Origin of the sequence: Nocardioides acrostichi (genome assembly GCF_015319165.1) — a bacterium.
GTDB lineage: Bacteria > Actinomycetota > Actinomycetes > Propionibacteriales > Nocardioidaceae > Nocardioides > Nocardioides acrostichi.
The window spans coordinates 274286-292941 of sequence record NZ_JADIVZ010000003.1; the positions used below are offsets into that span (position 1 = coordinate 274286).

At 72.6% G+C, this 18656-nt stretch carries 15 protein-coding genes; 12 read left to right on the forward strand and 3 right to left on the reverse strand.

The window, feature by feature from the left end; all coding sequences use genetic code 11:
• Positions 1–27 precede the first annotated feature (27 nt).
• On the reverse strand, positions 28–1011 hold the full coding sequence (gene cofE / locus ISG29_RS09115) for a coenzyme F420-0:L-glutamate ligase (RefSeq protein ID WP_194503103.1): 984 nt from the start codon (positions 1009–1011) through the stop codon (positions 28–30).
• Positions 1008–2048: a 2-phospho-L-lactate transferase gene (gene cofD / locus ISG29_RS09120; protein WP_194503104.1), complete on the reverse strand. Its 1041-nt coding sequence runs from the start codon at positions 2046–2048 to the stop codon at positions 1008–1010. The genes cofE and cofD overlap by 4 nt, the downstream gene beginning before the upstream one ends.
• A 164-nt stretch (positions 2049–2212) precedes the next feature.
• Here cofD and ISG29_RS09125 point away from each other — a divergent pair, with 164 nt between their 5' ends.
• The 3 genes from ISG29_RS09125 (at position 2213) to ISG29_RS09135 (ending at position 6941) form a co-directional block, all read left to right on the forward strand.
• Positions 2213–2467, forward strand: a complete 255-nt coding sequence (locus ISG29_RS09125) for a WhiB family transcriptional regulator (RefSeq protein WP_194503105.1) — start codon at positions 2213–2215, stop codon at positions 2465–2467.
• 77 nt (positions 2468–2544) lie between these two features.
• Positions 2545–5469, forward strand: coding sequence for a glycosyltransferase (locus tag ISG29_RS09130; protein ID WP_194503106.1), 2925 nt, complete (start codon positions 2545–2547; stop codon positions 5467–5469).
• The gene (locus ISG29_RS09135) at positions 5466–6941 is read left to right on the forward strand and encodes a DUF5719 family protein (RefSeq protein ID WP_194503107.1); all 1476 of its coding nucleotides are present in this window, start codon (positions 5466–5468) and stop codon (positions 6939–6941) included. Before ISG29_RS09130 ends, ISG29_RS09135 begins: the two co-directional genes overlap by 4 nt.
• Positions 6942–6956: 15 nt before the next feature.
• Here ISG29_RS09135 and ISG29_RS09140 read toward each other — a convergent pair whose 3' ends face one another.
• Entirely contained in the window at positions 6957–7445 is a 489-nt protein-coding gene (locus tag ISG29_RS09140; RefSeq protein WP_235958896.1) for a metallopeptidase family protein, read from the reverse strand.
• A 50-nt stretch (positions 7446–7495) separates the two neighbouring features.
• Between ISG29_RS09140 and ISG29_RS09145 the strand changes: the two genes are divergently transcribed.
• The 9 genes from ISG29_RS09145 to ISG29_RS09180 all read left to right on the forward strand — a co-directional run bounded on the left by ISG29_RS09145 (position 7496) and on the right by ISG29_RS09180 (position 18650).
• Positions 7496–7852, forward strand: coding sequence for a DUF3499 domain-containing protein (locus ISG29_RS09145; RefSeq protein WP_194503108.1), 357 nt, complete (start codon positions 7496–7498; stop codon positions 7850–7852).
• A 35-nt stretch (positions 7853–7887) separates the two neighbouring features.
• A complete protein-coding gene (locus ISG29_RS09150) occupies positions 7888–9267 on the forward strand; it encodes a phosphomannomutase/phosphoglucomutase (RefSeq protein WP_194503109.1) in 1380 nt (459 codons plus the stop codon).
• A gap of 2 nt (positions 9268–9269) precedes the next feature.
• Positions 9270–9455 (forward strand): Trm112 family protein, encoded by a 186-nt coding sequence (locus ISG29_RS20490; protein WP_207792912.1) that lies wholly within the window; start codon positions 9270–9272, stop codon positions 9453–9455.
• Positions 9452–10480 (forward strand): SIS domain-containing protein, encoded by a 1029-nt coding sequence (locus tag ISG29_RS09155; RefSeq protein ID WP_328828543.1) that lies wholly within the window; start codon positions 9452–9454, stop codon positions 10478–10480. Before ISG29_RS20490 ends, ISG29_RS09155 begins: the two co-directional genes overlap by 4 nt.
• A 69-nt stretch (positions 10481–10549) precedes the next feature.
• Positions 10550–11647, forward strand: coding sequence for an acyltransferase family protein (locus ISG29_RS09160; RefSeq protein ID WP_268927665.1), 1098 nt, complete (start codon positions 10550–10552; stop codon positions 11645–11647).
• 145 nt (positions 11648–11792) lie between these two features.
• On the forward strand, positions 11793–12461 hold the full coding sequence (locus ISG29_RS20495) for a hypothetical protein (RefSeq protein ID WP_207792913.1): 669 nt from the start codon (positions 11793–11795) through the stop codon (positions 12459–12461).
• A 535-nt stretch (positions 12462–12996) separates the two neighbouring features.
• A complete protein-coding gene (locus ISG29_RS09170; protein ID WP_194503112.1) occupies positions 12997–14922 on the forward strand; it encodes a hypothetical protein in 1926 nt (641 codons plus the stop codon).
• Between the two features lie 23 nt (positions 14923–14945).
• On the forward strand, positions 14946–15590 hold the full coding sequence (locus tag ISG29_RS09175; protein ID WP_194503113.1) for a DUF402 domain-containing protein: 645 nt from the start codon (positions 14946–14948) through the stop codon (positions 15588–15590).
• 42 nt (positions 15591–15632) lie between these two features.
• Complete coding sequence (locus ISG29_RS09180; protein ID WP_194503114.1) at positions 15633–18650, forward strand: penicillin acylase family protein; 3018 nt, start codon at positions 15633–15635, stop codon at positions 18648–18650.
• Positions 18651–18656: the final 6 nt, after the last annotated feature.

Here is an 18656-nt window from a genome sequence, read left to right on the forward strand (position 1 = left end):
CCCCCGGGGGCGGGGGCCGCGGTGAGTCTACAAAGGGGCCGGTCGCATCCGTACTTCGACGACGCTTTCGTCACCCAACGGTGACGGTGCGTCGGCGAGGATCCAGCCGTGGGCGAAGGATGCCGGGGCGAGGAGGGGTACCTGGTCCGGTGCGAGCCGTGCGACCACGCAGGAGCCCTCCCTGCTGGCCACCGAGCCGGTGACGCGGTGGATCGCCTCGATCAGCTCCTCGGGCTCGGCCGGCGCCCCGAAGACGGGTCGGTCGGCCGCCGAGGCCACCAGTGCCCGGACGACGGCCTCCCGCGCGCCGTACCCGAACAGGTCGCCCCCCTCGGGACGGACGAGTGCGCTCGCGCCCGGACCGTCGTCGTCGAGTGGGAGGACGAGGTCGGATCGGCCGCGCAGCACGGCGAAGGGCCGCCCTGCGAGCTTGCCCTGGGCCAGCTCGGCCGCGCCGGCCAGCTCGTCGGCCACGGCCGGGAGCGTGACCGCGAGCTCGTTGCCGTGCGCGTCGAGCCGGCCGGCGAACGCCTCGGCGACTGTGAGCCCAGCGGCGCCCACGGCGATGTCGGTCTGCCCCTCGCGCCAGGCGCGCCCCGCGGTGTCGGTGACGATCACGCCCACCACGGCACCGGCGAGCTCGTGCAGGCGGCGCCGGATCCGACGCGCCGACGCGTCGGGGTCGACGGGCAGGAGCAAGACCGTGCCGAGAGCCGTGTTGGAGGCATCGATGCCGGCAGCGGCCATCGTGAGTCCGAGCCGGGTGCGCACGATGGTGGTGGGTCCGCGGCGGGCGACCACCCGCGCACCGGGGGCGGCGAGCTCCACGTCGAGGGCGTCGTCTCGACCGCCGGTGCGCACCGCTCCCTCGGCCTTGCTCACCACCTTGCTGGTGACCGCGACGACGTCGCCGTCGCGCAGGTCGGCACCCAGTGACACCAGCACCTCGGCCAGATCGCAGCCGCGAGCGATCTCCGGCGCGCCGTCGGGTGCGGTGACCTCGAGCCTCACTCGCGCACCAGGTCGATCGCAGCCGCGGCCATGGCCGCCGTGGCGTCGTGGTCGGTCATCATGAGCGGGACGGCGCGAGCCGCGAGGCCGGCCGCCTCCACGGTCGGCACCTGGTCGGCGTCGACGGTGTCGACGAGCCAGCCGTCGAGCACCCCGCCGCCGGAGCGCGCCCCGTAGTGACGGCCGACGGCGCCCGCGCTCACCTCGACCCCGATGGAGTCGAGCATCTGCTGGGCCATGCCGCGCACGTGGGTGCCGCCGACGATGGGGGAGAGGCCCACCACGGGGGCCGCGGTCGCGCGCACGGCCTGGCGCAGACCGGGCACGCCCAGGATGGTGCCGACCGACACCACCGGGTTCGACGGCGGCAGCAGCACGAGATCGGCGCCGGCGATCGCGTCGAGCACGCCGGGGGCGGGGGCGGCGGCATCGAGTCCGACGAAGACCAGTTGCTCGGCCGGTACCTCGGCGCGCAAGCGCACCCAGTACTCCTGGAAGTGCACGACCCGACGCCCGCTGGCCGACTGCGGGTCGGCGATCGCGACATGGGTCTCGACCCGGTCGTCGGTCATCGGCAGCAACCGAAGCGCATCGCCGTGCGTGGGGGAGAGCCACCGCCGGCACAAGGCCTCGGTGACGGCCGAGAGCGGATAGCCCGCCTCGAGCATCTGGGTGCGCACCAGGTGGGTGGCGATGTCACGGTCGCCCAAGCCGAACCAGGTGGGCTCGACGCCGTACTCGGCCAGCTCGGTCTTCACCGACCAGGTCTCCTCGCGGCGCCCCCAGCCGCGTCCGGGGTCGATGCCGTCACCCAGGGTGTACATCACGGTGTCGAGGTCGGGGCACACCTTGAGGCCGTGCACCCAGAGGTCGTCGGCGGTGTTGGCGACCACCGTGACGGTCGCTCCGGCGGCCACGCCGGGCAGCGAGCCGGTGCGGATCCCGTGCAGCAGACCCTGACAGAAACGGGCTCCGCCCATGCCGCCGGAGAGCACGGTGATCTGGCGGATGTCTGCCTCTGCGGGTGTGGTCGGCATGCCGCCCAGGATGCCCCATCGCGGACCTTCGGCCCGAGGGGGGACGCATATCACCATTCCGCTTGACTCTGGCGGTACGACATGGGTGTAATTCCAAACATGAACTTCTGGTCGGCCACACCCCCGGGGCCACCGGAGTCGGCGGGTCGAAAGGTGGGGTCGGCATGAGAGAACTGTTCCTCCTCGAGTCAGAGACCGAGGCAGGCGGCTGGCAGGAGCGCGCGTTGTGCGCGCAGACCGATCCAGAGGCCTTCTTCCCCGAGAAGGGTGGCTCCACCCGTGAGGCGAAGAAGGTCTGCCTGACGTGCGACGTCCGCCAGGACTGCCTCGAGGCGGCCCTGACGAACGACGAGCGCTTCGGGATCTGGGGCGGGCTCTCCGAGCGGGAGCGGCGCCGCCTGAAGAAGCGCGCCGTCTGACCCTCGACTGAGGCCTTCCTCTCACCGGCCGTCCGCGCGTTAGGGACCGGTGAGCCAGACGGCTACCGTGTTCCCCCGTGTCGGGAGGGGATGTGCGGACCGGTCGGGTCGCTGCGGTCGTGGTGAGCCACGACGGCGCTCGGTGGCTGCCTCAGGTCATCGAGGCGGTCGCGGCCCAGACGAGGCCCGTCGACCACGTCGTCTGCGTCGACACGGGCAGCGGCGACCAGAGCGTCGAGCTGCTCGAGGCCGCCTTCGGCACCGTGCACTCCGCCGGAGAGGGGACCTCCTACCCCCAGGCAATCGACCTCGCCCTGGTCGAGATCGCCGAGCGGGCCTCGGACGTCGAGTGGGTCTGGCTGTTGCACGACGACAGCGCCCCGGCCCCGGACGCCCTCGCACGCTTGCTCGAGCACGCGGAGGCCGACCCGGAGGTCGGCGTCCTCGGCCCGAAGCTTCGTGAGTGGCCGTCGCTGCGGCGGCTGCTGGAGGTCGGCATCACGATCTCGGGCACCGGACGACGCGAGACCGGCCTCGAGCGCGGTGAGTACGACCAGGGACAGCACGACGACGTCCGCCGGGTGCTGGCCGTCAACACGGCCGGCATGCTGGTGCGCCACGACGTGTTGGTCGGCCTCGGTGGCTTCGACGAGCAGCTGCCGGTGTTCGGCAACGACCTCGACTTCGGGTGGCGAGCAGCCGCGGCGGGCCACCGCACCGTGGTCGTGCCCGCGGCCGTCGTGTTCCACGCCGAGGCCGCGCATCGCGGCGTGCGGCGTACCGACCTCACCGGACGCCACACGCACTTCCAGGAGCGTCGCGCCGCGCTGTGGACCCTCTTCGCGAACAGCCGCGCCAGGGCGCTGCCCTTCCAGGCGGTCCGACTCACCCTGGCTACCGTGCTGCGCGCCGTCGGCTTCCTGCTCGTGCGGGCGCCTGGCCAGGCTCTCGACGAGGTGCTCGCGCTCGTGACCATCCGGGCCGGCTCGGTGCTCCGTGCCCGGCGCGAGCGGCAGGGCCGCGCCACGGCACCGTACGGGGAGGTCCGGGCGCTGCTGGCGCCACCGTGGCTGCCCTACCGCCACGGCCTCGACGCCGTGAGCGACCTCGCGGCGGCCGTCACGAACCAGGCCTCCGACGTGGCCGAGCGGCGCCGCGCGGCCGCGCTGGAGCGCGATGCGGCCGCCAACCCGGGGCGCACCGCCCGGCACGTGGAGGTCGACGACGACGTGCTCGAGGCCGACTCCAGTTGGCTGGCCCGCTTCTTCACCAACCCCGTGGCGCTCGTCGCGGCGCTCGCGGTGGCAGCGATGCTGGTCGGCGCTCGCTCGACGTTCGGTCTCGTGGCAGGCGGGCTCTCGGGTGGGGCGCTGTCGCCGACGCCGGATGGCGTCGGCTCGTGGTGGCACCTGCACCTGGACTCCTGGCACGCCCTCGGTAGCGGCACCGGTGTGCCCGCTCCGCCCTACATCGCTCCGCTGGCCCTGCTCGCCAGCCTGGGCGGGCCGGGTGTCGCGCTGCTCCTGGTGATGCTGGTGGCCGCGCCCCTCGGCATGCTCGGGGCCTGGCGGTTCCTGCGGGTCGTCGGGCGGCTCGTCGACCCCGCGGGCCTGCCGTCGTGGCTGCTGCTCTGGGGCGCCGTGTGCTGGGGTCTGGTCCCCGCCGTCAGCGGTGCCTGGGGTGAGGGACGCCTCGGCGCCGTGATCGCCGCGGCCCTGCTGCCGTGGCTCGGTCACGCCATGCTCGGTTTCCTCGACCCCGAGGCGGAGCGGCGGTGGCGCGCCGCCTGGCGCACCGGGGTGCTGCTGGCTCTCGTCGTCGCCGGCGCACCGCCCGCGTGGCCGGTACTGCTCGTCTTGATGGCGCTGGCCGTCGCCGGCGCGGCCGCGCTCGCGCCGTCCGTCGCCCGCTCGCGCGCGGCGTGGGGCCCGCCTCTGCTCGGTGGCCTGCTGCCTGCGGTGCTGCTGGCGCCCTGGGCTCTCGGATCCCTCACGAGTACGGCTGCCGAGGGTCTGCTGCTCGACACCGGCCGCCCACCGGGGGCGGCGCCGTCCGTGCTCGACGTGCTGGCCGGGCGCCTCGGTGACGTCGGCGCGCCGACCTGGGTGGGCTTGGTGCCCCTCGTGCTCGCCGTGCTGGCGCTCGTGCCGACCCGCACGCGGGGCCCCGTGCTCGTCTGCTGGTCGGTGGCCCTGGTCACGGCCCTGGCACTGGTCCTCTTCTCCCGCCTCGGGCTCGACGTCGCCGCCGGTTCCCTCGAGCCCGGGCTCGCGCTCCCCGTGGCCCTGCTCCAGGGGGCCTGGCTCACAGCGGCCGTCTTGGGCGGACTCGGCGCCCTCGACCACCTCAGCGGCGCCCGCGGCCGGTCGCGGCAGGTATGGCTCGGCGCCGGTGCGGTCGTGGCCGCGGTGGCCGTACTCGTGCCGCTGATCGGGGCCGGCTGGTTCACCCTCGGCCACACGGAGCTCTCCGGCACCGACGACTCCGCGGTGCCGGCATACATGCAAGACAGCTCTCGGCGGGGCCCGGAGCACGGCGTGCTCGTCATCACCGGCACCACCTCGACCGGTCTCGGCTTCACGGTGCGCCGCGACGACGGTGTGACCGTCGGCGAGGACGAGGTGCTCACGCTGAGCGCCCGCGACGACCGGCTCACCGAGGCGGTGCGACAACTCGTGTCGGATCCCGAGTCGAAGGCGCCGCGCGAGCTCGCGGCACAGGGCATCGAGTACGTCGTCTTGCCGGCGCCCGCCGACGGCGACGTCGCCGCGGTGCTCGACGCCACCGGCGGACTCGACCAGGCCAGCGCGGAGGACCGCACGACCCGCGCCTGGCGAGTGTCGGCCCCGCTCGGTGATCAAGGCCTGACGGGCACGGGTTCGTGGTGGCATCGGCTGCTGCTGGTCGTGCAGCTCCTCGGCGTGCTCGTCGCCCTCGTGCAGTGCGCCCCGAGCCGCCCCGGCGCTCGCGAGCGCGCAGCAGAAGGGGTGGCCCGTCGATGAGCGACCAGCCTCGTCGAGCGACGACCAGCCGGGCCCGCGCGGCCGTCGGCGCCCGAGCCAGCCGGGCCGGCGCGGGCCGGCGTCCCGGCCCCCTTGCGGTGCTCACGATCGTCGTGCCCGTCCTCACGGTGCTCGCGCTCCTCGGCGTCGGGGTGCCCAAGCCGCCCGCGGCGCAGTACCAGGATCCGACCACCGCTCCGCTCACCCGGGTCGCCCTGGTGTGCCCGGCCGTCGCCGCCGACGGGCAGGTGCTGGTCGCGTCGACGGCCACCGGCGACGGCGGCAAGGTGCTGTCCCGCTCGGGCGGGCGAGCCGCCGCGGCCTCCTCGAGTCGGCTCGACGTGAGCCCGGACCGTACGACCGCCCTCACCGGTGACGACGCCGGCGCCGCGACCCGGCTGGTCGGGGTCGGCGCGAAGGCTCCGGGGCTGTCCGCGACACGGGCCGGTGGTCCGGGGCTCCAGGTGACCGCGTGCCCGACCACGTCGGCCGATCAGTGGTTCACCGGCGTCGGAGCGGGCGCCGAGCACTCCTCGGTGCTCGAGCTGACCAACCCCGACGCCGGGCCCGCGACCGCGAGCGTGTCGTTGGTGGCCCAGTCGGGACCGGTCAGCGAGGGGCTGCTCGACGGCATCTCGGTGCCAGGTCGCACGACCCTGCGCATCGACCTCGCCTCACGCATCCCCAAGCGCGAGGAGCTGGCCCTGCACGTCGTCGCCGCACGCGGCCGCATCGCCGCCTCTCTCGTCGACAGCTTCCGCACCATCGGCGGCGGCCGCACGAGCGACACCAGCGACTATCTGAGCGGGCAGTCCACGCCGGCGGACTCCTCGGTGATGCTCGGCGTGCCCGAGGATCCGCGAGGAGCCGCGGTGCTGGTCGCCAATCCGGGCGACAGCTCGCTCCAGGTGCAGGTTAACGTCGTCACGGCGCAGTCGACGTTCCAGCCGCGCAGCCTCGACCCGGTCGTCGTGCCGCCGCACACCCTGCGTCGGGTCGCGGTCGGAGCGCTGCTGCGCTCGAAGCCGGCGCGTGGCGCCCTCGGTCTCCAGGTGGAGGCCTCCGCCCCCGTGGTGGCGTCGTTCCGCGCCCGGGTCGGCAACGACTTGATGCACCTGACTCCGAGCGGTGCGCTCGACGGTCCGGCCGCCGTGCCGGTGCCGGTCACTCGCAGCGCACGGCTCGTGCTCGGCGGCGCCGAGGCCCTGGGGCGGGTGCGGGTCACCGCTCGCGACACTCGGGGACGGACCCTGGCCGAGGAGACCCTCCAGATCGCGCCCGACCGCGGCGTGGACCTCGACCTGCCGGAGGGCACGGCGCTCGTACAGCTCGACCCGTCCGGCTCGCCGGTGCAGGGCAGCGTCTTGGTGAGCGGACCCTCCGGGGTCGGCGCGGTGGCGATCCAGCCGCCGCTCACCGAACGGCTCGTTCCGGCCGTGCGCCCGGGTCTCCCGCCGGCGCCCGCGGACTGACCGGCCCACGACGACTCAGTCGGGCCGGTAGCGCGGGTCGACCTCGGAGGCGTCGATGCCGAGCAGTTCGGCGACCTGCTCGACCAACACGGTGAGCACGAGCGCCTCGAGCTCGTCGCGGCCCTCGGCCCGGTGCTCGATCGGACGGCGGAACAGCACCAGCCGGTTCGGGTGCCCGCCGCCGCCCCGCACGAGGGAGGCCAACGGGACGGTGTCGTCGTCCCAGTCGTCGGGTATCTGCGGGGTGTCCTCGACCGCGTACTCCATGAGCCCGAGCCGGTCGGACCAGCGCCGCTCCAGGTCGCCCACGAGGTCGACCACCACGTCGTCGAAGCGCTCTCGCCGGCCGCGCAGCACGGGGGTGCGCGGGTCGGACGGCACCACACCCGGACCCCGCATCCCGCGACCTCGGCGGTCGCGGGAGCGGCGGCTGCGACGGGAGGCCTCCGACGGGGTGCTCGGCGGAGAGCTCACGGGCTCGCTCGCCAGCGGGTCGGTGGACATCACCGCGAGCCTAGCCCCGGCCCACGGGGTGGCGGGGTAGCGTCGGCCGGGTGAGCCACGTGCGTCGTTGCAGCCGCACCGCCTGCGGTCGCCAGGCGGTGATGACGCTCACCTACGTCTACGCCGACCAGACCGCTGTGCTGGGCCCGCTGTCGACCTACGCCGAACCACACGCCTACGACCTCTGCGAGGCGCACAGCGAGCGGCTCTCGGCGCCCCGCGGGTGGGAGGTGCTGCGTCTCGCGCAGCCCGAGCCGCCCGGTCCGAGCAACGACGACCTGCTGGCCCTGGCCGACGCGGTGCGCGAGGCGGGGCGCCCAGGCCCGCCTCGGCGTCCGCTGAGCGAGGAGACCGGTCGCGAGACAGGACGTCGCGGTCACCTGCGGGTGCTCAGTCACGACTCCTGATCTTCGGTGTCCTCGGCACCGTCTAGGGTCATCGCATGGTCGACACCCGTTGTGCCGAGAACGCCGGCGCCGTCTTCAAGGCCTATGACGTGCGCGGCACGGTTCCCGACCAGATCGACGAGCCTCTGGCCCGGGCCACGGGCAATGCCTACGTGCAGGTACTCGACCCCGGCACGGTCGTGGTGGGGTACGACATGCGGCCCAGCTCGCCGGGTCTGGCGCAGGCGTTCGCCGAGGGTGCCGCACAGGCCGGCGCCGACGTGGTGCTGATCGGTCTGGCCTCCACCGACCAGCTCTACTTCGCCTCGGGGCACCTCGGCCACGCGGGCGCGATGTTCACCGCGAGCCACAACCCGGCTCAGTACAACGGCATCAAGCTGTGCCGCGCGCACGCCGTCCCGGTGGGCTCGGAGTCGGGTCTCGCCGAGATCCGCGATCTCGTGGTGGCCGGCACCACCGTCACCGCCGAGCAGCCGGGCAACATCACCGAGACCGACGTGCTCGAGGCCTATGTGGCGCACCTGCTCACCCTCGCGCCCGTCACCGGACGCCGCCTCACGGTGGTCGCCGACGCCGGCAACGGCATGGCCGGGCACACCGCCCCGGCGGTGTTCGAGCGCATCGGCCCCGACCAGGTCGAGCTGGTACCGATGTTCTTCGAGCTCGACGGCACGTTCCCGAACCACGAGGCCAACCCGCTCGACGAGTCCACGCTGGCCGACTTGAAGCGGCGCGTGCTCGCCGAAGGTGCCGATGTCGGGCTCGCCTTCGACGGTGACGCCGACCGCTGCTTCCTGGTCGACGAGCAGGGCCGTGCGGTCTCGCCGTCCACCATCACTGCCCTCATCGCCGAGCGTGAGCTGGCCAAGGAGCCGGGCGCGAGTGTCATCCACAACCTCATCACCTCGCGCGCGGTACCCGAGCTGGTCACCGAGCTGGGCGGCACGCCGGTGCGCACGCGGGTGGGGCACTCCTACATCAAGGCCACGATGGCCGAGAGCGGTGCGATCTTCGGCGGCGAGCACTCGGGGCACTTCTACTTCCGTGACTTCTGGCGCGCCGACTCGGGCATGCTGGCGGCGCTCCACGCGCTGGCCGCGCTCGCCGAGGCAGACGTGCCGCTCTCCCAGCTCTTGGCGCGTTACGAGCGCTACGTGATGTCGGGGGAGATCAACTCCGAGGTGGCCGACGCGGCGGCCGTGATGGACGCGCTCGAGGCGGAGTACTCAGCGCGCGAGGGCGTCGCCACGGACCGGCTCGACGGTCTGAGCGTGACCCACGCCGACTGGAGTTTCAACGTGCGACCCTCGAACACCGAGCCTTTGCTGCGGCTCAATGCCGAGGGGCTCGACGAGCAGACGATGGCGGCCGTGCGCGACGACGTGCTGGCCCGGATCCGCGGAGGAGCGCAGTGAGCATGAGCGAGATCGACCCGGCCCTGATGGCCATCATCGTGTGCCCGGAGTGCCACGGCGAGCTGGCGCTGACGCCCGTGCCCGAGGGTGGCGCGGAGGAGCTGGTCTGCCAGGGCACCTGCGGCTACGCCTACCCGGTGCGCGACGACATCCCCGTGCTGCTGGTCGACGAGGCCCGCCGACCGTGACCTGGTTCGACGAGTCGCGGCTCGACGACCCGGTCGCGCTGGAGCGGTTCGACCTGCGGCTGCGCACGCTCGCCGAGTCCGGCGCGCGGGTGCGCCGCGAGGTCGGGGAGGCGGCCGAGGCCATCGCCGAGGCGGTGGCGCGCGCTCGCGACGCCGACCGGCCACGCGCCGTCGTGGCGGCGGGGCCCGACTCGCGGCTGCTCCGCGCCGTACTCGAACCCGCCTGCCCCGTTCCGTTCGTGGCCTGGCCGAGTCCCGCTCTGCCAGGATGGGCCGGGGGCCTCGACCTCGTCATCGTGCTGGCACCGGACGGCGGCGACGTGCGCACGGCGTCTGCCATCGCCGAAGCCGTGCGGCGCGGTTGTCAGGTCGTCGTCGGCTGCCCCCCGGCGTCCTTGGTGGCCGAGCACGCAGTAGGGCGCGACGTCACGGTGCTGCCGACCTCGACCCGGGACCAGCTCGGCATGGCGGTCGCCATGCTCTCGTTCCTCGACCAGGTGCAGCTCGGCCCCGCCACCTCGCCCGACGACGTCGCCGATGCGCTCGACGAGGTGGCCACGCGGTGCGCCCCACGGCGCGATCTCGCCGTCAACCCCGGCAAGGCGCTGGCGATCGCCCTGGCCGACAGCACCCCGGTGGTGTGGGGCGGCACCGTGCTCGCCGCACGGGCAGCGCGCCGCGTGGCGGAGTCGCTGCGCCGGGCGACCGGCCGCACGGCGCTCGCCGGCGACGCCGACGTGTTGCTGCCCGTGCTCGAGGCGACGCGGCCACGCGACGTCTTCGACGACCCGTTCGCCGACGACACCGGGGAGCCGCGCCCGATGCTGGTCGTGCTCGACGACGGCTCCCAGGACGCCGTCGTGACCGAGCAGCGTCACCTGCTCACGGCCGCCGCCGACGAGCGCGGCGTCCGGGTCGAGGTGGTCGAGGCGACGTCGGGCAGCGAGGTCGCTCGGTACGCGTCACTGCTGCTCAGCGGCACCTACGGCGCGGAGTACCTGCGGCTCGCGCTCGTCGAGGACTGAACGGTGCCGAACACGCTGCGACCTCGGGTGTGGTTTGGCAGAGGTGCCCCACCGGGTACACCGACGACCATGGCCGCGCGACGTGACCCTTGGTTCGACAACGCCAAAATGGCTCTCGTGACCCTCGTCGTGGTGGGTCACTCATGGACGCTCCTGCCTGGTTCGGCGACCAACGACCACCTCTACGACTTCCTCTACGCCTGGCACATGCCGGCGTTCGTGCTCGTCACCGGCTATCTCTCGCGCTCGTGGAGCTACTCGCGCGAACGGCTGTGGAAGCTCGTGCGTACGGTCGCTGTGCCATACGTGCTCTTCGAGACGGCGCTGGCGCTGTTCCGCATCTACGTCGGCGGCGAGCGACTCGAGGATCTGTGGCGCGACCCGCACTGGCCGATGTGGTACCTCTCGGCCGTCTTCTTCTGGCGGCTGGCGACACCGGTCCTGCGCAGCCTCGGCGAGTGGGCGCTGCCGGTGTCCGTGGGCGTGTCGATCCTCGCGGGTCTGTACGCGGGCGACACCCTCGACTTCGCAAGAATCCTCGGACTGCTGCCGTTCTACGTGATGGGTCTGCTCGCGACGCCCGAGCGGTTCGAGCGACTGCGCACCCCCTGGGCGCCGATCGCCGCCGTCTTCTCCCTCGTCGGCATCTGGCTGCTCACCGGCCCCGGGTTCCGCTGGTTCAGCACCGAATGGCTCTACTACCGCTCCCGCTACGAGGAGATGGACGTCTCCGACGGGCAGGCGTTCCTCACCCGCGCCTCGTTGCTGATCCTCGGCACCCTGGGAGCGTGGGCGTTCTTGGCGCTCGTCCCGCGGGGGCAGGGTTGGTTCACGCGCATGGGAGCGGCCACGCTGGTCGTCTATCTCTTCCACGGGTTCTTCATCAAGGGTGCGAGCTATGCCGGCTTCGGAGGCTTCGCCGACGCGCACCCCGTCCTCGGCTTCCTCCTCACCACCCTCGGCTCGGTCGGGCTGGCCCTCCTCCTCGCCTCGCCGCCGGTGGTGCGGGTGCTGCGGCACGCCGTCGACCCGCTCGGCTTCGGCGAGCGGCAGGTGAAGGACGCCCTCGAGGTCGTCGATGCCGAGCAGCGCGCCGACGACCTGGCCGAGCGGATCGAGGAGCACATCGCGGAGCAGGTGGGGGAGCGGTCGTCGGTCGGCGGGTGACTGGCAGGCGCGCCGGTGGGCGGGCAGTGAGATCGGCGAGCGTCGTCCAGACCCGCTGAAACGGGTACCAACCCCGCGCGCCGGGCTCCGCTGACTACGCCTCATCCCCATTGCCGGGCGGTGATCGCCTCAGCAGTCTCGGGTCATGCGCCCTCGCTCCTTGATCCGTCCGACCCTCGCGAGCCTCCCGATCCTCGTGCTCGCCGTCCTCCTCGCCGCGGGAGGCGGCGCTGCGGCCGGCTCGCTCATCACGGGCAAGCAGATCAAAGACGGCAGCCTCACCGGGGTCGACGTGAAGGACCACTCGCTCGGCGTCCGGGATCTCTCGGCGAAGACGAAGTCCAAGCTGACCGGCCCGGCGGGTGCCGATGGGGCGGACGGCGTTGACGGGGCCGACGGATCTCAAGGCCCCGCAGGGCCGGCTGGTCCTGCCGGGCCACAGGGGCCGGCCGGACCCTCGGGTGGAGTCGCCCGTGCCTTCGGGCTGCACATGAGCGGCTCCTCGGATGTCTTCTCCCAATCCGGAGGCATCACGTCGCGCAGCCCCTCGGACGGCGTCTGGTGTCTCACCATCCCGGGAGTCTCGCCGAACTACTCCGCGCTCGTGGCCACCTTGAACAACCGCTACAACTTCGGGGCAGGTGATGCGGTCACGAGCATCGAGACCTCGATCGGTGCTGGGGACGGCGGCACCTACTCATGTGCGCAGGACGAGTGGGCTGTGTACATCTCGCGGTACGCGATCTCGAGCGCCACACGCCAAGGCATCGACGCCGCCTTCACCTTCGTCGTAGCCGGTCCGCCTGCGGCCTGAGCGGTGGTCGGGCAGCGAGTCGGCGCGCAGCGCTGACGCACCGCTGGTTGAGCCGTGAGGAGCGTCAGCGACGAGTCCGTCGTCCGGTGGTTGAGCCGTGGGGCCGTCCACGGCCGAGCGCGTCGTCCGGTGGTTGAGCCGTGAGGCCGTCCAGGGCCGAGCGCGTCGTCCGGTGGTTGAGCCGTGAGGCCGTCCACGGCCGAGCGCGTCGAAACCCCGCACGACGCTGACGCACCGGTGGTTGAGCCGTGAGGAGCACCAGCCACGAGCGCGTCGAAACCCCACACCGCGCTGACGCACCGGTGGTTGAGCCGTGAGGAGCGTCAGCGACGAGCCCGTCGTCCGGTGGTTGAGCCGTGAGGAGCGCCAGCGACGAGCGCGTCGAAACCCCACACAACGCTGACGCACCGGTGGTTGAGCCGTGAGGCCGTCCACGGCCGAGCGCGTCGAAACCCCGTAACGGGCAAGGCAACATCTTCTCCACAGTTCACCGTCACACCTTCCGTACGAACAGGTGTTCGACTAGAATCGGGTCATGACCACGGCGCCCGCACCCCAGCCCGCAGGGCTGCTGGCATGTGCGGTGTCGGCGCAACGCGAAGCCCAAGCCGCCGAGACCCGGCTCTGGGAGGCGGCCGCGGAGTGGTGTGCCGCGCACGCCGAGGGCCATGTGCCGGACTGTGTCGCGGGCGGCCCGCTCGGCGTGGTGACCGAGGAGTTGCTCGCGGCCTATGAGGTCGAGGGTGGTGATCGGCTCATCGGGGCCGGTGGCCCGGGCACGCCGCTGGTGGCGGAGTTCGCGATCATCGAGCTCGCCACCGCCCTGGGGCGCTCCGATGCTTCTGGTCGGGCGTTCGTGGGTGCGGTGATGGAGACCCGGTTCCGCCTCCCACTGCTGTGGGAGGCCATGACATCGGGGCGCGTGCCGCCGTGGCGGGTACGCCGCATCGCCGAGGAGACCATGCGCCTCGGGTCTGAGGCTGCTGGGTTCGTGGACCGGATGATCACCCCGGTCGCGCACAAGACCGGCCTGCGGGCCCTGGACGGTCTCGTCGCGGACGCGGTCGCCCGCTATGAACCCGAAACGCACGAGGCCGACCTCGCCGACGCCCACGCGGCCAAGCACGTGACGATCGAGCTCGACCAGTCCGGGCGATCGACTATCCAGGGTGCGGTGTGTGCGTTTGACGGTCTCGTGCGGCTCGACGGGCTCTTGGACCGGGCTGATGCCGAGGACCTCGACCACGCCCTACGCCACCTCGCCGCGGAGCAGTCCGCGCTCGGCTCACCGCTGGACCTCGGCGAACGACGTGCCGCCGCCCTGGGCCAGCTCGCGCGGAACCAGACCATGCTCGACCTCGGTGGCGGGGTGAGCGGTGGTGTGGTTTCGACGCGCTCGGCCGTGGACGGCCTCACGGCTCAACCACCAGGCTCGGTGGTGGTTTCGACGCGCTCGGCCGTGGACGGCCTCACGGCTCAACCACCAGGCTCGGCGGTGGTTTCGACGCGCTCGGCCGTGGACGGCCTCACGGCTCAACCACCAGCCTCGGTGGTGGTTTCGACGCGCTCGGCCGTGGACGGCCTCACGGCTCAACCACCAGGCTCACCGGTGGTTTCGACGCGCTCGGCCGTGGACGGCCTCACGGCTCAACCACCGGCCCTGCTGGTGGTTGAGCCGCCGGATGCCGAAGGCGAAGGCGTGTCGAAACCACCAGGCTCACCGGTGGTGGACGGCCTCACGGCTCAACCACCAGGCTCACCGGTGGTGGACGGACTCACGGCTCAACCACCAGCCCCGCTGGTGGTTGAGCCGCCGGATGCCGAAGGCGAAGGCGTGTCGAAACCACCCCAACCCACCACGGTCCCCGCAAGCGTGCCCGCCCGCCAGCTCGTGCTCCACGTGCGCCTCTCCAGCGAGGCCATCACTGGCACCGGCACGCCGAGCATCGACCCCGTGACCGGTGCCCTGGGCCTCCACCTCGCCCGTGTCTGTACCGCCACCGGTGCACACCGGGCGACGGTGACCGCGGAGCAGGTCGCCACCTGGGCCGGCAACCCCGACACCCAGGTCATCGTCAAGCCGGTCGTCGATCTGGCCGACACGGTCGCGGTGGATGCCTACGAGATCCCCGACCGCATCGCCTACCGAGTCACCGAGCAGCGGCAGACCTGCGCCTTCCCCTTCTGTACCAGGTCGGCGATGCGCGCCGACCTCGATCACATCGACGAATACGTCCCCATGACCGAAGGCGGCCCACCCGGCCAGACCGGCACCGACACGCTGGCGCCGCTGTGCCGCACCCACCACCGCGCCAAGACCCACCCCAGCCCCAGCCACCAGGCAGGCCGATCCGAGAGACGCTGGAGATACCGCCGCATCCGCCCCGGGCTCTACGTCTGGACCAGCCCCCACGGCCGGCACTTCCTCGTCGACCCCGACGGCACCGAACACCTCACCTGATCGACCGGCGGTACGGTGCCGGCATGCCGAGCCGCCGCCTGCGTCCGTCGGGTACACGGCCGTTCTGGTCTCCGGGAGCGCGGATCACGTGGCACGAGGGTGCCGGCCCGCTGGGTACGGGGCCGTTGGCCATCGACCCGGACCAGCCTCACTTCGCCTCGCCGGTGACGGTCGTGAGCGATGACCCCGATTCTCTGGTGGTGTGGCTACCCGTCGGGACGCCGGTGTTGCGCGCCGAGCGCGCAGACGGCCGATCGAAACGGGACGACCCGACGACGCTGTTCACCGCAGAGATGGTGCAGGGCTACGGAGTGCACGAGCAGTACGACCAGCTCAGGATCGCCCCGACCGGCCAGCCCTGGTCGGTCTGGATCCTCCGTGAGCCGGGGGCCCCGGGCCACGCGTGCTGGTACGTGAACCTCGAAGCGCCGCATCGGCGTGATGCACGCGGGGTCTTCACCAGCGACCACGTGCTCGACCTCGTCGTCGGGCCCGACTGCAGTGGGGCTCCTAAGGACGAGGACGAGCTGGGGCTCGCCGTCGCGCAAGGCGTCTTCTCGGCCCAGCAGGCGCGCCGCATCGTGAGGGACTGTGCGCGAGTGGAGCGCCTGGTCGAGCAGTGGGCCTCGCCCTTCTGCGACGGGTGGGAACGCTGGCGAACCGGCTGACGGCCACCGTTACGTTTGTCCACGTCAACCGTTGAACGTGCCGTGAGGATCTCCCGCCCCGTCCTGCTCGCCTCGGTTGCCGGTTCCCTCGCGGTGTCCTGCGTGGCCGCCGGAGCCACCGCCCAGGCCGCGCCGTTCGGCGCGGCGTCCACGGTGGTCGCCCACCACGACGGGCGCGCATCGCAGCCTGCGCCCGACGAGTACGGCAGCGTGCTCGACATCTTGCCGCCTGGGGCCGATGGCAACGTCGACGCCGTCCAGTTGGCCGCGCTCGGGCCGGGGCGGGCCGCCGGCGATCCGACGAGCCTGCTGTCCGAGCTGGCCGCCCCCCAGGGCTTCTTCACCACCGCCACGCCGACCAGCCCACCGCACTTCGCCGACCAGCTCGAGCAGTACGACGCCCTCAACACGGTGCGCCCGGACTCGCTCACCGACGCGCAGCTGCCGACGTACTTCAAGGACGCCGGGCTCGGCGTGCCGGCCGACGAGGTCGAGCACGTGGAGCACCCCAAGGACGGCGTCACCATCACCTGGGACACCGACGGCGTCCCGCACGTGCAGGGGCGCACGACCAAAGACGTCGCCTACGGTGCCGGCGTCGCGAACGCCGAGACCAGGATGTTCCTCACCGACGTCCTGCGGCACACCGGCGAGGCCCGGATGGCCGAGTTCGTCGGGCCCACCGACGCCGACATCGCGCAGGACGCCGCGCAGCTGCGGGTCGCGGCCTACACCAAGGCGCAGTTGAATCGGCAGATCACGCGGCTGGTGCACCGCTCACCGCAGGCGGCCCGGCTGGTGCGCTCCCTCGACGGCTACATCGCGGGAATGAACGCGACCCAGGAGAGGCTGTGCCCGGCCACGACACCGAGTGTCCCGCTGCCCGGCAGCCTGGGGCTCGGCTTCGGGGCGGACTGTCCGGTCGAGTACGCAGCCCTCCAGCGTCCGCCGCAGCCCTACACCCGTGCCGACATCGTGTCGATCGCCAGCCTCGTGGGCGGGATCTTCGGCACCGGCGGGGGCGGGCAGTACACCAACGCGATCTGGCTCCAGCAGCTCCAGGAGCGCTTCGGTGCCCGGGTGGGCAAGCGGATGTACGAGGACCTGCGCGAGAAGCAGGATCCCGAGGCGCCGGTCACGACCACCCTGCGGTTCCCCTACGGCGGTGGGCCACACGTGCACCCCGACCGCCCCGGCGTCGCGATGCCCGACCTGCACCCGAAGGCTCAGGCGCTCGCCACCGGAGCCCTGGTGAACGCCGACGGCTCGCTCTCGGCCCCGCCGGCCGGCGCGGCCGGCAACCAGGGCAACGCCAGCACCACCGACCCGAAGGATCCGCCCTCCCGCACCGCCGACCAGGCCGCGGCCCGAGGCGCCGGCATGCTGCGCGCCTACGGCGTGAACCCGATCGCCGAGGCACACCAGATCCACGGCTCGCTGGAGCGTGCGATGGAAGGCGAGCTGGTCGGCATGAGCAACGCGCTGCTCGTCGACCGCCAGCACTCAGCGGGCCACCACCCGACCGCCGTCTTCGGTCCGCAGACCGGCTACTACGCACCACAGTTGCTCATGGAGGAGGAGTTGTCCGGGCCGCACACGCAGGCTCGTGGGGTGTCGTTCGCCGGCACCAACTTCGTGATCGAGCTCGGCCGCGGTGTCGACTACGCGTGGTCGGCGACCTCGCCGTACACCGACATCACCGACACCGTCGTGCAGCGCCTCTGCAACGCCGACGGCTCCGAGCCCAGCGTCACCTCCACCGCCTACGTGGACCGACGGGGGCGGTGTCGGCCCATGCACAGCTACGAGCACACCGAGACCGGACTGCCGACGCTGGCCGCCCAAGGCTCCCCGCAGCAGATCTCGTTCCTGGTGCTGCGCACCGACGAGGGCCTCGTGCGGCTGCGCACCACCGTCCGGGGCAAGCCGGTCGCGATCGTGCTCAAGCGGTCGACGTACATGCACGAGGTCGACTCCGTGCTCGGGTTCGTCGGACTCGACGACCCCGGCAAGGTGCACGATGCCCGAGGCTTCATGCGTCAGGCGTCGAAGATCCAGTACACCTTCAACTGGTACTACCTCGACGACCGCGACATCGCCTATTACTCCTCGGCCCGGCTGCCGCGTCGCGCTCCCGGCACCGACCTGGACCTGCCCCGTTGGGGTTCGGCCCGCTTCGACTGGCGCGGCTACGTCGGCTTCGCCGGCCACCCGCACGAGATCGACCCGCCCAAGGGCTACATCGTCAACTGGAACAACAAGCTCGCGCGCGGCTTCGCGTCGTCGTCGCAGGTCTACGGCGACGGCTCGGTCTATCGCAGCCGCACGCTCGAGGACCGCCTGCGAGATCTCGTACGGCGTGGCGGCGTGCACCGCTCCGACCTGGTCGGCGCCATGATGGACGCCGCCACCGTCGACGTCCGCGGCGCCTACGTGCTGCCCGACGTGCTCGAGGTGATCGGCAAGCCGCAGGATCCTCAGGACGCCGCCGCGGTGCGTGCGCTGCGCTCGTGGGTGCGCTCCGGTGCCCACCGGGTAGACCGCGACCGTCGGGACGGTTACGCGCACCAGTCCGCGATCGACGTGTTCGACACGTGGTGGGATCCGGACGACATGGGGGCGGGCTGCTCGCCCGACTGCGGGTTCACGTTGCCCGAGGACGCCCTCCGGCACGGCCTGGGCGACTACGTCGACACGCTCCCGGAGCCCATCGACGACCACCCTCGCGAGGGCATCGGCTCGGCCTTCAACGGAATCAGCTGGTACGGCTACCTCGACAAGGATCTGCGCACGACGCTGGGCCGACGCGTCCGGGGCGGGTACTCACGCTCCTACTGCGGCCCCCTCCCGGTCTGCCGCCGCGAGCTGCGCGCCTCCTTCCACGCCGCCGTCGCGCAGGCGCTCGCCGACCAGGACGCGACCTCGGTCGACCAGCTCACCTACGACAAGTCGCGCGACGACATCGTCTCGGTCGCCGGCGGGGTCGTCGGAGTGCGGCCGATCGACTGGCAGAACCGGCCCACCTTCCAGCAGGTGGTGAGGTTCACCGGTCACCGGTGAGACCCG

Excerpts from the sequence above, each read along its gene's own strand:
- ISG29_RS20495 (WP_207792913.1), top strand. The coding sequence starts at position 11,793 with ATGCGCCCTCGCTCCTTGATCCGTCCGACCCTCGCGAGCCTCCCGATC.
- ISG29_RS09160 (WP_268927665.1), top strand. The coding sequence starts at position 10,550 with ATGGCCGCGCGACGTGACCCTTGGTTCGACAACGCCAAAATGGCTCTC.
- ISG29_RS09175 (WP_194503113.1), top strand. The coding sequence starts at position 14,946 with ATGCCGAGCCGCCGCCTGCGTCCGTCGGGTACACGGCCGTTCTGGTCT.
- ISG29_RS09140 (WP_235958896.1), bottom strand. The coding sequence starts at position 7,445 with ATGTCCACCGACCCGCTGGCGAGCGAGCCCGTGAGCTCTCCGCCGAGC.
- ISG29_RS09125 (WP_194503105.1), top strand. The coding sequence starts at position 2,213 with ATGAGAGAACTGTTCCTCCTCGAGTCAGAGACCGAGGCAGGCGGCTGG.
- cofD (WP_194503104.1), bottom strand. The coding sequence starts at position 2,048 with ATGCCGACCACACCCGCAGAGGCAGACATCCGCCAGATCACCGTGCTC.
- ISG29_RS09150 (WP_194503109.1), top strand. The coding sequence starts at position 7,888 with ATGGTCGACACCCGTTGTGCCGAGAACGCCGGCGCCGTCTTCAAGGCC.
- ISG29_RS09170 (WP_194503112.1), top strand. The coding sequence starts at position 12,997 with ATGACCACGGCGCCCGCACCCCAGCCCGCAGGGCTGCTGGCATGTGCG.
- ISG29_RS09135 (WP_194503107.1), top strand. The coding sequence starts at position 5,466 with ATGAGCGACCAGCCTCGTCGAGCGACGACCAGCCGGGCCCGCGCGGCC.
- ISG29_RS20490 (WP_207792912.1), top strand. The coding sequence starts at position 9,270 with ATGAGCGAGATCGACCCGGCCCTGATGGCCATCATCGTGTGCCCGGAG.